The organism is Mycobacterium sp. (assembly GCF_049647605.1).
Lineage (GTDB): Bacteria > Actinomycetota > Actinomycetes > Mycobacteriales > Mycobacteriaceae > Mycobacterium.
This window is the reverse complement of the sequence record NZ_JBARXZ010000104.1, coordinates 1-15,235: the sequence shown is the minus strand read 5'-3', so window position 1 is coordinate 15,235 and position 15,235 is coordinate 1. Positions and strand designations below refer to the sequence as shown.

The following is a 15,235-nucleotide window of genomic DNA, read 5'->3' as shown; positions in this document are numbered from 1 at the left end:
GGCCGTACTCGGCCCCGCCGCGGGCACCGTCGAGGCGCCCTGGCTGCTGCTCGGGGTCCACCTGCAGGTGGACGATGTGGGCAGACCGCTGTTGCTGCTCGCCGCCGTGCTGTACGCGACAGCCCTGGTGACGGTGGCCAAGGGATCGTCGCCGCGGGCCCACCTGCTGTCCGGTTTCCTGCTGCTCAGCTTTGTCGGCAACGCCGGGGTGTTCGTGGCCGCCGACACCGTGACGTTCTACGCGGCGTTTGCGGTGATGAGCCTGGCGGCCTACGGCTGCGTCGTGCACACCGGCACCGAACAGGCCCACCGCGCCGGCCGCGTCTACCTCACACTGACCATGATCTCCGAGCTGGCGGTGCTATCGGCCCTGGTGATGGTCGTCCACGCCGGCGGGGCTGCGATCGCCGATGCGCCGGCGGCGGTCGCCGGGTCGGAGTCCCGCAACCTCATCATCGCCCTGCTGCTGATCGGCTTCGGCATCAAAGCCGGCACCGTCCCGTTGCACGTCTGGCTTCCCCTGGCCCATCCCGCCGCCCCGCCGGCGGCCAGCGCCGTGCTCTCCGGTGTGATGGTCAAGGCCGGGTTGATCGGCTGGTTGCGGTTCCTCCCGCTGGGGGAAGTGGCACTGCCCGGCTGGGGGCTGACGCTGGTGGTGCTGGCGCTGCTCGGCACTTTCCTGGCGCTGCCGTTGGGCATCCTGCACCGCGACCCGAAGGTGCCGCTGGCCTACAGCACCATCAGCCAGATGGGCTTTCTGGCGGTGCTGGTCGGTATCGCCCTCGCCGAGCCCGACCTCGCCGAAGCGTGTGTGCTGGCCGCGGTCGTGTACGCCGTCCATCACGGTGTCGCCAAGGGCGGTCTGTTCCTGGGAGTTGCGGTGTGGCAACGCAATTACACCGGCCCCATCCGGGCGCTGGTGCTTGCGGTGTTGACCCTGCTGGCGCTGGCGGTGGCCGGTGCGCCGCTGGGTTCGGGCGCGGTGGCCAAATACGCCGCCAAGGAGGCGATCGCCCCGGTGCAGATCGCCGGGATCGAACTCGCCGACCTGCTGCCCTGGATCGGTACGGTGTCGACGTTGCTGCTCGCCAGGGCCGGGTGGGTGTTGCTGACCGGTGCGCGCAAACCGGCCCACCGGCCCGATGCCGGGGTTGTCACCTGGGCGGCGCTGGCTGTCGGCGGCACGGTCGCCACCTGGTTGCTGGCCCAGCAGTGGGCCCCGGTGGTCACCGTCCCGGGGCTGGATCCGGTGACGCTGTGGGACGCCGGCTGGCCGGTGCTCATCGGCATCGCCGTGGCGGTGCTTGCTGCGGCGCTGTCGCGGGCCGACCTACTACCCCACCGGCTGGCGCACCCCGACGGCACGCTGCTGCCCGCCGGGGATCTGATCGTGCCGGAAGAGGTAGTTCTCACGCGCGTCACCGCCGCGTTGCGGCGCCTCTCGGCACACCAGCCGGGCGATCGCTTGGGCTCGGCGCTTCGCCGGCTGCGCCCGCTCCGGCTCACCCGCACCGTCGACCGGGCTGAAGCCGGATTGGACGGCTGGGCCGTCTCCGGGGCGGCGGTTCTGGCGGTCCTGGGGCTGCTGCTGATCGCGTTGGGGGTGGGGGTGCTCCGATGAAGCTGATCCGTGCGGCGCTGATCCGGTGGCCGGTGTTTGCCGGGCTGTGGTGGCTGCTGACCGAGGGTGCCGGGCAGTGGAGCTACGGCATCCCGATCGTGACGGTGCTGACCGGCGCGACGCTGATGCTGGCACCGCCGGTCGCGGCGGCCCGGCGCACCGTCGGGGTGCGGACCCGCGCCCTGGTTCGCCTGCTCGCCTGGTTTGTAGCCCATTCGGTGCGCGGCGGAGTGGATGTGGCGCTCCGGGCGCTGCGCCGGCCGGTCGACGTGGCTCCGGTCGACATGGTGATGGAGCTCCGACTGCAGTCACCGATGGGCCGGGTGCTGTTGGCCGATCTGGCGGCGCTGACCCCCGGTTCACTGAGCGTCGACCTGGCGGACGGCAAGTCGGGGAGCCACCAGCTGCACCTGCACGTGCTGCATCACGAGCTCGACGTCACGAGCCAGTTGCGGCAGCTGGAAAGGTATTTGATCGACATGCTGGATCCGCCGGACAACGGCAGTACGGCGCGACGCTGAACCCTGCGTACCCTCGCAGCATGAGCGTCAAGGTAGATCTCGACCAACTCGCCGAAGCACTGTCGGACTTCACGTTCGCGTATCTGATCACCGTCGGCGACGACCACCGAGCCCACACCGTGGCCGTGGACCCGGTGCTGGTCGACGGGTCGTTCGAACTCGGCTCCGTCGGCAACAGCACCCGGCGCAATCTCACCGACCGCGACGGCGTGACGCTGCTGTGGCCTCTCCAGGAAACCGACGGCTACACCCTGATCGTCGACGGCCGCGGCGAGCTCGGAGATACCCTGCGGGTGGTACCGCAGCGGGCCGTCCTGCATCGCAAAGCCGCACCCGCACAGCCGGTCTCCGGATGCGGTGACGATTGCGTGCCGCTGTAGCAGTAGCCGACGCGCCCGGGTTCCGTTGCCGAGCACCCATTTTGACGAGGCACTCCAGAACTCCATTGATGGGCAATGCTTTCCACTGCCGCCGGGTTGACACACGCCAAGGGCTGAACGGACGGCGGAATGGGTATGGGACATGACGACCCCTACCCTGAAGGATTGCCTGTGCCGAGTGCCACCCGTCCGTTCGGCGTCCCCGGGACGCGACACTTCACCGCCCGAGATGGATTCCTGCCGATCGAAGACCACGGGTTGATCGGCGACGGCAGCACCTGCGCGCTGGTGCGCCGCGACGGCACCATTTCGTGGCTGTGCCTGCCCCAGTTCGACGCTGCGCCACTGCTGGTGTCGCTGTTGGACCTGGATCGCGGCGGCCAGTGGTCGATCGAACCGGTGGGCCTGCGCGGGGGCGGACAGCGCTATCACGACGACACCGCGATCCTGACCACCACCCTGACCGGCAGCGACGGCATCGTGGAGGTGACGGACTTCTTCGCGATGCGCTCCGGCGCCGACCTCAGCGAGATCGTGCCGGCGGGTCGCGGCCAATTGATCCGGATTGCACGGGTGGTCGAAGGGTCCGTGGACCTGAAAATCCACTTCCAGCCACGACGGGTGACGTCGGCCGGCCGCACCGGCAACGCCTGGACCATCGATTCCCCGGATCATCCGGATCTGCCGCTGCAGCTTCGCACGTCACATCCCCTGGAGCACCGTGCCGACAACTCGCTGACCACCACCATCACCCTGCGCGCCGGACAGACCTACGAGTCGACGCTGGCCTGGTCTGCCGACAGTCAGGTGCACATCGGCACCTCGGCGCAGACGCTGGCCGCCCGCACCGCAGCGGTCTGGCGGGGGTGGGCAGCAAAGATCGATTACGCCGGGCCGCAGCACCACCTGGTACGCCGCTCAGCCTTGACCCTCAAACTGCTCGACCACGCCTCGACCGGCGGCATCATGGCGGCCGCCACCTCCTCGCTACCCGAATGGGTTGGTGGCGAACGTAATTGGGACTACCGCTACACGTGGGTCCGTGACGCCGCCTTCTCCACCTACGCGCTGCGCCGGATCGGGCTGACCAGCGAAGCCAATGCCTTCCTGTCCTGGACACTGCATTGCGCCGAGCGCGACGGCGGGCCATCCATCATGTACGCGCTCGACGGGGGCCAACCTCCTTCCGAGATCAGCGACCCCGACCTGCGAGGCTGGCGGGAGACCGCACCGGTGCGCTGGGGCAACGGGGCCGCCGGGCAGACCCAGCACGACGTCTACGGCGAACTCCTGGATGTGGCCTATCAGTGGGTGCGCGCCGGCGGTGCGGTCGACAACCACCTCTGGACCAGAATCGCAGGTCTGGCCGACCAGGCCGTCGCCAACTGGCGCACACCGGATCACGGCATCTGGGAGATCCGTGATGCCGAGCGGCCGTTCACCTATTCGGTGGCGATGTGCCAGGTGGCCGTGGACCGTGCCCTGCAGATCGCCGAGCGCACCGGACGCGACTGCCCCACCAGCACCTGGCGCGCGGCCCGCGACGAGATCCGGTCGGCCCTGCTCGACCACGCCTGGGACCCGCAGCGCCAGACGCTGACCGAACAACTCGCGGCCGACGGCGGCGCCCGCGGTGGGCTCGACGGCTCCCTGTTGGCGCTGCCGCTGCGCCGGGTCATCGACTTCACCGACCCCCGGATGGTGGCCACCGTGGAGGCCGTCCGCAAGGACCTCGACGCCGGTGACGGCCTGCTCTACCGCTACCGCCACGACGTGTCCTCCGATGGCCTCGCCGGGGAAGAAGGCGCCTTCCTGCTGTGCTCGTTCTGGCTGGTCGACAATCTCACCGGTCAGGGCCGGATCGACGAAGCGCTGACGCTGTATGACTCGCTGTGTGCGCGCGCCAACCATGTGGGCCTGCTCAGCGAGGAGATCGACCCTCGCGATGGCTCGTTTTTGGGCAACTTCCCGCAGGCGTTCAGCCATATCGGCGTGATCGCCAGCGGATTCCGGCTGGCCCGGGCCATCGGCAGCCGCGGCTGAGGCCAGAGCTGTGGGACCTGTCGTCGACGATGGGCGCTTTTCCCACCGCTAGGGCCCACAACTTCGCCACCCGGCCGCTTCCAACGCCGCCCGCACCCGGCCCACGAACCCATCCGGCCGCCGCAGCATCTGCGCGCTGACCCGGATGACCGTCCACCCCATCGCGTTCAGCAAGGCCAGCCGCTCGATATCCCACGCCCGCTGACGGGCGTCACTCCAGTGCTGAACACCGTCGTACTCGAGCGCCACTTTCCATTCCCGCCATCCCATGTCGACCCGGATGAACGCCTCGCCGTAGTCGTCGAAGAACTCGATCTGCGTGGCCGGTTTCGGCAGTCCGGCGGCCGTGCACAGCACCCGGACCTCGGTTTCCTTCGGCGACTCGGCGCCACCGTCGGCGAGGTCCAGCGCGGCCCGCAACCGTCGCACCCCCGTCAGACCGGGCCGGCACTCGGTCAGCGCATGCACCTCGGCCACCGTCAGACCCGTCGCATTCATCAAGGCGTCCAGCAGCGGCACCGCCTGTGCCACGGGCAGCCGTCGGCCGATATCGCAGGCGGTCCGAGCCGGGGTGGTGATCCGCATGCCCCAGCGCAGCTGCGTCTCCGCGGGCTGGAGTGAGAACGTGTAGGCCCGGATACCGTTCTGGGAATGGCGATCCGGTCGCACCAGTTCAGCCGGGGCCGCGGGATCGAGCCACTTCGTGCCCAGGACGGCCGCCGCCGACAGGCCCGCCAGCGTGGCCGTCGGCCCGGCACTCAGCCACGCGGCTCGGGCCCGCAGCTCGGCGGTGAGGCCCACCTCTCGGTGCAGATACACATTGCGATAGATCGCCCGGTAGCGGGTGCGCAGCTGATGGTCGGTCACCCGCCCGGTGCGGATCGCCTCGGAGCCGAGGAACGGCCGACCAGTCATGTGTCGAGAATCGACGCGCCGACTCCCGGCAGCCACTCACGCCGTCGAGTTGTCCACAGGTGACGCCACGAGTTGTGCGGGTTGTCGTCGACTTCGGAGCCCATTGACACCGACAAGCCCCACAGCTCAAAAAGCCCCGGTACGCCGAAGCGCACCGGGGCCTTTCGAACAAACAGGACTTAGAAGTCCATACCGCCCATGCCACCGGTCGGGTCGCCCGCAGGTGCGGCGGCCTTCTCCGGCTTGTCGGCGACGACGGCCTCGGTGGTGAGGAACAGAGCCGCGATGGACGCTGCGTTCTGCAGCGCCGAGCGGGTGACCTTCACCGGGTCGGCGACGCCGGCCTTGAGCAGGTCCTCGTACACGCCGGTGGCGGCGTTGAGGCCGGTGCCCGACGGCGAGTTGGTGACCTTCTCGGCAACAACACCGGGCTCGAGGCCGGCGTTGAAGGCGATCTGCTTCAGCGGAGCCGACAGCGCGACACGCACGATGTTGGCGCCGGTGGCCTCGTCACCTTCGAGCTTGAGCTCGTCCAGCGACGGAGCCGACTGCAGCAGAGCCACGCCACCACCGGCGACGATGCCCTCTTCGACGGCAGCCTTGGCGTTACGCACGGCATCTTCGATGCGGTGCTTGCGCTCCTTGAGCTCCACCTCGGTGGCAGCGCCGGCCTTGATCACCGCAACACCGCCGGCCAGCTTGGCCAGGCGCTCCTGCAGCTTCTCACGGTCGTAATCGGAGTCGCTGTTCTCGATCTCGGCGCGGATCTGGGCAACGCGGCCCTGGATCGCGTCGGCATCGCCGGCACCTTCGATGACGGTGGTCTCGTCCTTGGTCACCACGACCTTGCGGGCGGTGCCCAGCAGCGCGACGTCGGCGGTCTCGAGGGACAGACCGACCTCTTCGCTGACGACCTGGCCACCGGTGAGGATGGCGATGTCCTGCAGCATGGCCTTGCGGCGGTCACCGAAGCCGGGAGCCTTGACGGCCACGGACTTGAAGGTGCCACGGATCTTGTTGACCACCAGAGTGGACAGGGCTTCGCCCTCGACGTCCTCGGCGATGATCAGCAGCGGCTTGCCGGCCTGGATGACCTTCTCCAGCAGCGGCAGCAGGTCCTTGACGGTCGAGACCTTGGAGCTGACCAGCAGGATGTAGGGATCCTCGAGGACGGCTTCCTGACGCTCGGCGTCGGTCACGAAGTAACCCGAGATGTAGCCCTTGTCGAACCGCATGCCCTCGGTGAGCTCGAGCTGCAGGCCGAAGGTGTTGGACTCCTCGACGGTGATGACACCCTCGTTGCCAACCTTGTCCATGGCCTCGGCGATCAGGTCACCAATGGTCTGGTCACCGGCGGAGATGCCGGCGGTGGCAGCGATCTGGTCCTTGGTCTCGATGGCCTTGGCGCTCGCGAGGAGACCTTCGGTCACCTTTTCCACGGCCTTCTCGATGCCGCGCTTCAGGCCCAGCGGGTTGGCGCCGGCCGCAACGTTGCGCAGGCCCTCGCGGACCAGCGCCTGTGCGAGCACGGTGGCGGTGGTGGTGCCGTCGCCAGCGACGTCATCGGTCTTCTTGGCGACCTCTTTGACCAGCTCGGCGCCGATCTTCTCGTACGGGTCCTCCAGCTCGATCTCCTTGGCGATGGAAACACCATCGTTGGTGATCGTGGGGGCGCCCCACTTCTTCTCCAGAACGACGTTGCGACCCTTGGGCCCCAGCGTCACCTTTACGGCGTCGGCGAGGGCGTTGAGGCCCCGCTCAAGGCCGCGACGAGCCTCTTCGTCGTACGCAATTGTCTTGGCCATTGCGAAGTGAATCCTCCGGTTTGGAATGACACAGCTTGGGGTCGGTTTCAGTGCCCGCGACGGACGGCTGTGGGCTGTGCGGCCCCTGCCTCACCGTTCCGACCTAGCACTCACTTGGCGCGAGTGCCAAGGTCATTCTTAGCACTCGCCCATGCCGAGTGCAAGGAAGGCCGAGGGCTATCGCGCACGCAGTCCGTCCTCGATAACGGCCGCCACCCGGTCCGGGACGCCGTCGCCGTACAACCGCGCGCTCTTGCACACCCCCAGCAGCGCCTTGATCTCCGGGACACCGACGTCGGCGCGCACCGTGCCGGCCTGCTCCGCCGCAGACAGGAGGTCTGAAATCAGGGCCAGGAAATCCGCCTCCGCACCCGGCGCGGCGGTCTCGAGGTCGATCCCGTAACCGGCGAGCGCATCGACGAGGCCCTGGTCCCTCGCCCCGGTGTGCACCATGCCCCGAAGGAAGGCAAACAACGCCTCACCAGGGCCGACGGTTGCCAGCAGGTTGCGCGCCATCTCCCCGATGCGACGGATCCGATCCTCGAACACCGCCCCGAACAGCGACTCTTTGGTGGGAAAGTGCCGATAGACCGTGCCCGCACCGACGCCCGCGCGCCGGGCGATCTCGTCGATCGGGACGGCAAGACCTTCAGCCGCGAAGGTCTCATAGGCGACCTCGAGGACTCGCGCCCGGTTACGTGCCGCATCAGCACGCATCGGACGCTCGGCATCACCGATTCGGGCAGCACCGACCACGGCGTCACCGACTCCGGTTTCGCTGATAGCGCACCTCCTCGCTAAACGGGGCGAACATTCCGTATGTTTACGGGTAAGCGGGGCTGGCGCCCCGGTTGACCAAGGATACCCAATATTCAAGGAGCAAACCCTCATGACCGCATGGAGCACCGCCGACATTCCCGGCCAGACCGGCCGCACCGCCGTCATCACCGGCGCCAACACCGGCCTCGGCTTCGAGACTGCCAAGGCCCTGGCCGCCAAGGGCGCGGAAGTTGTCCTCGCCGTGCGTGACACCGAGAAGGGCAAGCAGGCCGCCGCCCAGCTGCCCGGGAAGGTGACGGTTCAAGAACTCGACCTGACCTCCCTGGCTTCGATCCGGGACGCCGCAGAATCTCTCAAGGGCCGCTTCGACAAGATCGACCTGCTCATCAACAACGCCGGCGTCATGACCACACCGAAGGGCACCACCGCCGACGGATTCGAGCTGCAGTTCGGCACCAACCACCTCGGCCACTTTGCACTCACCGGCCTGCTGCTGGACCGGATGCTCGACGTACCGGGCGCCCGGATCGTCACCGTCAGCAGCAACGGCCACAAACTCGGCGGTACCGTCCACTTCGACGACCTGCAGTGGGAACGCTCCTACAACCGGATGGGCGCCTACACCCAGTCGAAACTGGCCAACCTGCTGTTCACCTACGAGCTGCAGCGCCGGCTGGCACCGCGCGGCAAGACCATCGCGGTCGCCGCACACCCGGGTACGTCGAACACCGAGTTGATGCGCAATCTGCCGACAGTGGTGCAATCGGCCATGTCCCCCGTCGCGGGCCTGATCGCACAGCCCGCGGCCATGGGCGCGCTCCCCTCCCTACGCGCCGCCACCGATCCCGGCGCTCTCGGCGGCCAGTACTACGGCCCGGCGAACCTGGCGCAGTGGCGCGGCAACCCCGTGGTCGTCGCGTCGTCGGATCAGTCCTACGACCTCGACCTGCAGCGCCGGCTGTGGAATGTCTCCGAGGAGCTGACGAAAGTCACCTTCCCCGTCTGATCACCCAGGCAGACTGTCGAGATGTCGCTGGTCGTGCCGCCCTACCCGCCAGCCCGCCACGAGGGCGAGCCCGAAGTCAGTGCCCGGCTCAAACGAGGTGACGAGCCGCCGGACTACGACTCGTTCGGGCTGGTGCAATACCGGTATCTGGCCAACCAGGAGCAGACCGGCGGGGACTACGGCCTCTACCGGGTGGATATCGCCCCCCGGGCGGGTGGGCCCGGACCGCACTTCCACCGGGCCATGTCCGAAGCGTTCTTCGTGCTGGGCGGCGCCATCGAGCTCTATGACGGGACCGAATGGAAAATCGGCGGCGCAGGAGACTTCCTGTACGTCCCGCCGGGGGGAATTCACGGCTTCCGCAACGTTGCCGACGAGCCGGCGTCGATGCTGATGTTGTTCACTCCCGGGGCGCCCCGGGAGCACTACTTCGAGGGGTTGGCACAGCTCGGCGAGCTGACCGAGACCGAACGCCGCGAGTGGTTCATCAAGAACGACAACTTCTTCGTGGACCCGAGTTGACCGACCGACCAGACCAGCCAGGGATGCCGACGTCGGAGGGACACGGGGGTGACACACCCCACGGGACACGCGACGAAGTCGCGCCCACGGAACCGGTTGGCCTAGGCTGCTTCTCGACTTAAAGGAGGTCTCCGGGTGCGGGCTGATGCAGCGCCCAGCACCCAGGCACTTCGGGGCTGGCAGCGAAAGGCGCTGGTCAAATATCTGACCACCAAACCTCGCGATTTCCTGGCGGTGGCGACCCCAGGCGCAGGCAAGACCACATTTGCGCTGCGGCTGGCCGCAGAGCTGCTCAATGAGCGCGTCGTCGACAAGGTCACCATCGTCGTCCCGACCGAGCACCTCAAGATCCAGTGGGCACGCTCGGCCGCGACGCAGGGCATTGCGCTGGACCCGAAGTTCTCGAACTCGAATTCCCAGACGTCCTCGGAGTATCACGGCGTCGTCATCACCTATGCCCAGGTGGCCAGCCACCCGACCCGGCACCGGGTACGCACCGAGAACTACAAGACGCTGGTGATCTTCGACGAGATCCACCACGGCGGCGACGCCAAGAGCTGGGGCGAGGCCATCCGGGAGGCGTTCGACGACGCCACCCGCCGACTGGCCCTGACCGGAACCCCGTTCCGCAGCGATGACAGCCCGATCCCCTTCGTCAACTACGAACCCGACGGCAACGGCCTGATGCGCAGCCAGGCCGACCACATCTACGGCTACTCCGACGCGCTCGCCGACGGTGTGGTGCGGCCGGTGGTCTTCATGGCCTATTCCGGTGAGGCGCGCTGGCGCGACAGCGCCGGTGAGGAACACGCCGCCCGCCTCGGCGAACCGTTGAACGCCGAGCAGACTGCCCGCGCCTGGCGCACCGCGCTGGATCCGGCCGGGCAGTGGATGCCTGCCGTGATCGCCGCCGCCGACATCCGGCTGCAGCAGAAGCGTCAGCACGTGCCCGATGCCGGCGGCATGATCATCGCCTCCGATCAGACCACCGCCCGCGCTTACGCCAAGCTGCTCGAGACCATCACCGGTGAGATGCCTACGGTGGTGCTCTCCGATGACAAGGGCGCCTCGGACCGCATCACCGAGTTCTCCAAGGGCACCAGCCGCTGGATGGTCGCGGTCCGCATGGTCTCCGAAGGCGTCGACGTGCCGCGGCTGTCGGTCGGCGTATATGCCACCAGTGCGTCGACGCCGTTGTTCTTCGCCCAGGCCATCGGCCGGTTCGTGCGATCCCGCCGGGCCGGGGAGACGGCGAGCGTGTTCCTGCCGTCGGTGCCGAACCTGCTGCTGCTGGCCAGCGAACTGGAAGAACAACGCAACCACATCCTGGGGAAACCTCACCGCGAGTCACAGGGCGACGAAGACCCCCTGGACGCCGAACTGGCCAAGCAGAAAAAAGACGAGGCCGGCGAAGAGGAAAAGGCGTTCACCTCCCTGGGGGCCGACGCCGAGCTCGATCAGGTGATCTTCGAAGGGTCGTCGTTCGGCACCGCCACCCCGGCGGGCAGTGACGAGGAAGCCGACTATCTGGGCATCCCCGGCCTCCTCGACGTCAGCCAGATGCGCGATCTGCTGAGCAAGCGGCAGGTGGCGCAGCTCGAAAAGCGCACCGCTTCAGGAGAAGCCGCCGTCCCCCGGGCCACGCACGGCCAGCTGCGGGATCTGCGCAAGGAACTCAATGCGCTGGTGTCGGCCGCCCATCACCGGCTGAACAAACCACACGGCTGGATCCACAACGAGCTGCGCCGGATCTGCGGCGGCCCGCCGATCGCGGCGGCCACCACCGAGCAAATCAAAGAACGCATCGTCGCCGTGCGCGAACTGGGTTTCGGCCAGTCGTAACCGGTTGACGACCGCCGGGATCCGGCCGATCATGACCCATAGCCAAGGGGGTTTGGCATGGTCACGATCGAAGAGTATTCGCGTATGGTTTCGGCGATCCATTCCGCCGCGATCACCCCCGAGCACTGGGTTGTTGCCATGGCCACGGTGCGCCGGTCCCTGGACGGGATCGCCTGCGGCCTGATCATCGCAGACGGCACCAGCCGATTGATCAAGTCTGCCAGCCTCGACGAAAACGCGATGGCCGAGTATCGCGACTACTACCACGACTACGACTACGTGCTCGAGGCCGTCGAGCACAGTCCCGTCGGCCTGGTCAGCGACGGCCGGGAGCTGGTCGATCGCAACTTGCGCTCGGAATTCAACACCGACTGGTTGCGTCCGCACGAGATGCAGGACGGTATCTTCGTCCGGCTGACCGGCAACACCGATCCCACGTGCTTCCTGGCTGCCGCGCCCAGGCGCGACGACGGCTTCGCAACATCGGACCGGGTCACCGTCGTCAACGCCCTCATCCCACATTTTCAGCAGGCAATGCGGACCGAGAGCCACCTTGCCGGTTTGCGACTGGAGGTCGATGACCTGGCCGCGGCGATCGACGGAATGCGCCGAGCTGTACTGGTCGTCGGCCCCAATTCCATTGTTTTGCACTGCAATACGCGTGCCGAGGCCCTGCTGTCCCGCAACGACGGTCTGTCACTGCGCACCGGACGACTGGTCGCCGACGCCAACGACCCGGCGCTGCAACGGGCCGTCGCCGCAGCGACCGGCCCCATGCCCCGATCCGGCACTTCCGTTGCCTGTCAGCGACTCTCAACCCGACCATACATCGCGCACGTGACACCGTTCCTGTCGGAAATCGAAAATGGCTGCGGCCGAGCACTTGTCGTGATCGTGGACCCCGACGACATCCCCACCATCTCCGCCGACCTGCTGCGCCGCCTCTACGGGTTGACGGCCGCGGAATCCGAGGTGGCGGTGCGCGTCGGGTACGGCCAGGGGCTGGCACCGATCTCCGAAGAATTGTCATTGTCGATGGCGACGGTGAAGACGCACCTGCACCATGTGTTCACGAAGACGGCGACGAGCCGGCAAGCCGAACTGGTGCGGCTACTGGTGTCGCTGGCTCCCTGACACGCCGGCGCAGGTTTGCCCGGACAACGTGGGACACCACCGCCGGATGCACCAATCTGCTTGGTGGCGACACCATTCCGGTGACCCGCAGGAACTCCTGGGCCACCAGCACGTCACTCTCGGCGGCCCGCAGCACCCGATCCAGGTACGCATTCGTCAGGCGCATCGACAGCGGACGGGCACCCTCGATCTCAGGCAACGCCAAATCCGAACCGACCGCCATCTGCCACGCGACCCGAATGCTCTTGGCAGCCGCTGCGAAGAACCGCTCCGGCAGCTCGCAGAGGCCACCGCGCAGGCAATCCCGCAGGATCAGCGCCTCGAGGGCCGCGACGGTCATCCCCTGGCCGTAGATCGGGTTGAAACTGCAGAAGGCGTCGCCCACCACCACCAGGTTGCGGGGGAAGCGACGCATCCTGTCGTATCGTCGCCATCTGTTGCTGGGATAGCGGTGGACGCAGATTCCGCCGAGCGGCTCGCCCGAGCGCACCGCAGCCAGCACCCTGTCGGGGGCTGCGCCGGAGCCGAACTCGAGCAGCTCCGGCAGCGTCCTGGGCAACACCGCTTCACCCAGCGTCGCGGCGGCGACCAGCCAGGTGTCGTTCTCACACCGGAACATCGCAAAGCCGCGAGGCCGCCCGGGCTCGAACGGCCGCACGATGAGATCCTCGTGCACCGCCCCGCGCGGAATGCGGACCGGCATGCTCGCGTACGCGACTCGTACCGTCAGCTCCTCGACAGCCGGCCGCCCGTAACCCCATTCTTCGAGGAACACCGGAGTGCGCGACCCGCGCCCCGAGGCGTCGACCACAAGGTCAGCAGCCAGTCGCTGCGACGCCTGACCATTGCGGGGCTGAGCGCGCACTCCGATGATCCTCCCTCCCCCTGGCTCGTATCGCACCTCTAGGTCGGCGATGTCGTGGCCGTCGAGCACAGTCACCGCAGGCAACGCGCGAACCCGGCGCCGCACATGCGCTTCCACAAACGGCCTGCTGCCGAGGTGATTGATCAGCGATGCCGGATCCGGGATGCGGCCCGAGTTCACGATCCGGTGCCCGCCGAAATGCAGATGGAACCGGCTCAGGTCGCCGTCGTCCCACCGTCGCCCGCCGTCTGCGACCAACTCGTCGAGGATTCCGGGGAACAGCTCCTCGGCGACCTGGGCGCACCGCGCCAACAACAGATGCGGCTGCTTTCCTTGTGGCACACCGTGTCTGGCTTCTACACCATCTGATAGGAGATCGCGTTCCAGCACCGTCACCCGGTCATAGGACTCGGTGAGCGCGCGGGCCGCAAACAGACCCGCCATGCTGCCCCCGAGCACCACTGCATGTTCCCCCGCCCTCGCCATGTGTTCAGCAAAACAAAGCGGCGACGGGCGGACATCAACCGAACGGTTGAGCTGCGGTCACAGGCCGAGCAGCCCCGGCAGATCGGCCACCGAGTCGATGACGTGATTGGGTTGCATCGCAAATTCGTCTGCGGCCCAACGATCCAGCGTGTCCTGACGGAACTTCCCGGTACGCACCAGCACCCCCGTCATCCCCACCACCTGCCCGGCGAGGACGTCGTTGTTGAGATCGTCACCGACCATGAACATCTCGTCGGGCTCCACACCGAGACGTGCCGCCGAGGCCAGGAACCCCTCCGGCGCCGGTTTGCCCACAGCGGTGGCCTTACGCCCCGAGCTCTCCTCCATACCGGCCAGATACATCCCGGTGTCGATCCGAAGCCCCTCGGTGGTGGTCCACGACATGCTGCGATGCATCGCGACGACGGGCACCCCCTGGGCCATCCAGTCGTACACCCAGCTCAGCGTCACATGGTCGTACTCGGGGCCGGCCCCACCGAGCAGCACCACATCCGGGGTGTCGGGCATCGGCCCGCCCCGGGTGTCGACAGAGGCCACCAGATCGATACCCGGCATGTCGTCGGCGATGGCGCCGCTGTTGACCAGGAAGCAACGGGCATCCGGGTAGCGGTCACGCACAAAATCCGCGGTCAGCACCGCCGCGGTGACCACCTGGTCAGGCGAGACGTCCATCCCGGCGGCGCACAGCAGGTCGGCGATCTGAACCCGGGTGCGGGTGGTGGTGTTGGTCAGGTAGGACCGGGCGATCTGATGCTCGGCCAACGTCTGCAACGTCTCTCGGGCACCCGGAATCGGCTGCCATGACGTCACCAGAACACCATCGATGTCGAAGAGCACCCCACCGGTAGCCATCTAGCGACCCTAGACGGCTCCGGACGGCTGCGCCCATTGGGCGTCGGCCACCCACGGGGATGCCCGGGCCGCCACCGCCCAGGCCTGCTCGGCGGGAACATCGAGCACCACATACCGTTTGGTGCCGGCGGCCGTGGCCGCGATCAGCGTCGCGACCCCGGTCCGACGCTGCAGCGGCGTCTGCCGCACCGTCCACCCGATGATGCCCGCGGTGGCGATGCAGTCGCGGCGGCGCTGCACACTGCCGCTGCGCGCCACCAACCAGTCGGCGTCCACCCGATGTCCGAGCGTCCGCACCCGATCGGCGGCCAGCAGCGCGCAGCACACCGTCACCACCGCCAGCAGCACCCAGGACCAGCCGGGCACCCCGACTCTGACCGCTTGTATCCCCATTGCCAGCGCCGCCAGCCCCGGGATGGTCAGCCCGCGGGTCCAGCGTCGC

At 67.8% G+C, this 15,235-nt stretch carries 14 protein-coding genes; 8 read left to right on the top strand and 6 right to left on the bottom strand.

Annotation, left to right across the window (positions count from 1 at the left end):
* The 4 genes from WBB07_RS13665 to WBB07_RS13650 form a co-directional block, all read left to right on the top strand.
* A partial coding sequence (locus WBB07_RS13665) for a proton-conducting transporter transmembrane domain-containing protein (RefSeq protein WP_526308499.1) occupies window positions 1-1,621 on the top strand: 1,621 nt, incomplete at its 5' end.
* Complete coding sequence (locus tag WBB07_RS13660; protein WP_526308497.1) at window positions 1,618-2,142, top strand: Na+/H+ antiporter subunit E; 525 nt, start codon at window positions 1,618-1,620, stop codon at window positions 2,140-2,142. The genes WBB07_RS13665 and WBB07_RS13660, both read left to right, overlap by 4 nt.
* Window positions 2,143-2,162: 20 nt before the next feature.
* The gene (locus WBB07_RS13655) at window positions 2,163-2,522 is read left to right on the top strand and encodes a pyridoxamine 5'-phosphate oxidase family protein (protein WP_526308495.1); all 360 of its coding nucleotides are present in this window, start codon (window positions 2,163-2,165) and stop codon (window positions 2,520-2,522) included.
* A 171-nt stretch (window positions 2,523-2,693) separates the two neighbouring features.
* A complete protein-coding gene (locus tag WBB07_RS13650) occupies window positions 2,694-4,565 on the top strand; it encodes a glycoside hydrolase family 15 protein (RefSeq protein ID WP_526308493.1) in 1,872 nt (623 codons plus the stop codon).
* Window positions 4,566-4,613: 48 nt separating this feature from the next.
* Here the strand turns inward: WBB07_RS13650 and WBB07_RS13645 are convergent, their stop codons facing one another.
* The 3 genes from WBB07_RS13645 to WBB07_RS13635 all read right to left on the bottom strand — a co-directional run bounded on the left by WBB07_RS13645 (window position 4,614) and on the right by WBB07_RS13635 (window position 8,023).
* Entirely contained in the window at window positions 4,614-5,480 is an 867-nt protein-coding gene (locus WBB07_RS13645; RefSeq protein WP_526308491.1) for an endonuclease domain-containing protein, read from the bottom strand.
* A 179-nt stretch (window positions 5,481-5,659) separates the two neighbouring features.
* A complete protein-coding gene (gene groL, locus WBB07_RS13640; protein ID WP_526308489.1) occupies window positions 5,660-7,285 on the bottom strand; it encodes a chaperonin GroEL in 1,626 nt (541 codons plus the stop codon).
* A gap of 177 nt (window positions 7,286-7,462) precedes the next feature.
* Window positions 7,463-8,023 carry a TetR/AcrR family transcriptional regulator gene (locus tag WBB07_RS13635; protein ID WP_526308501.1) on the bottom strand — a complete coding sequence of 187 codons (561 nt, stop codon included), beginning with the start codon at window positions 8,021-8,023 and terminating at the stop codon, window positions 7,463-7,465.
* A gap of 151 nt (window positions 8,024-8,174) precedes the next feature.
* On the opposite strand from WBB07_RS13635, the gene WBB07_RS13630 reads away from it, so the two are divergent.
* From WBB07_RS13630 to WBB07_RS13615, 4 genes are all read left to right on the top strand, one after another.
* Complete coding sequence (locus WBB07_RS13630) at window positions 8,175-9,071, top strand: SDR family oxidoreductase (protein ID WP_526308487.1); 897 nt, start codon at window positions 8,175-8,177, stop codon at window positions 9,069-9,071.
* Window positions 9,072-9,092: 21 nt separating this feature from the next.
* Window positions 9,093-9,593: a cupin domain-containing protein gene (locus tag WBB07_RS13625; RefSeq protein WP_526308485.1), complete on the top strand. Its 501-nt coding sequence runs from the start codon at window positions 9,093-9,095 to the stop codon at window positions 9,591-9,593.
* A gap of 135 nt (window positions 9,594-9,728) precedes the next feature.
* Window positions 9,729-11,435, top strand: coding sequence for a DEAD/DEAH box helicase (locus WBB07_RS13620; RefSeq protein ID WP_526308484.1), 1,707 nt, complete (start codon window positions 9,729-9,731; stop codon window positions 11,433-11,435).
* A gap of 57 nt (window positions 11,436-11,492) precedes the next feature.
* On the top strand, window positions 11,493-12,569 hold the full coding sequence (locus WBB07_RS13615; protein ID WP_526308482.1) for a helix-turn-helix transcriptional regulator: 1,077 nt from the start codon (window positions 11,493-11,495) through the stop codon (window positions 12,567-12,569).
* On the opposite strand, the gene WBB07_RS13610 is transcribed toward WBB07_RS13615, so the two are convergent.
* The 3 genes from WBB07_RS13610 to WBB07_RS13600 all read right to left on the bottom strand — a co-directional run.
* Window positions 12,505-13,920, bottom strand: coding sequence for an NAD(P)/FAD-dependent oxidoreductase (locus WBB07_RS13610; protein WP_526308480.1), 1,416 nt, complete (start codon window positions 13,918-13,920; stop codon window positions 12,505-12,507). The two genes, WBB07_RS13615 and WBB07_RS13610, sit on opposite strands and share 65 nt — an antisense overlap.
* 57 nt (window positions 13,921-13,977) lie before the next feature.
* Window positions 13,978-14,793, bottom strand: a complete 816-nt coding sequence (locus WBB07_RS13605) for an HAD-IIA family hydrolase (RefSeq protein ID WP_526308478.1) — start codon at window positions 14,791-14,793, stop codon at window positions 13,978-13,980.
* 9 nt (window positions 14,794-14,802) lie between these two features.
* On the bottom strand, window positions 14,803-15,235 hold a 433-nt coding region (locus tag WBB07_RS13600; RefSeq protein WP_526308476.1), incomplete at its 5' end, for a PH domain-containing protein.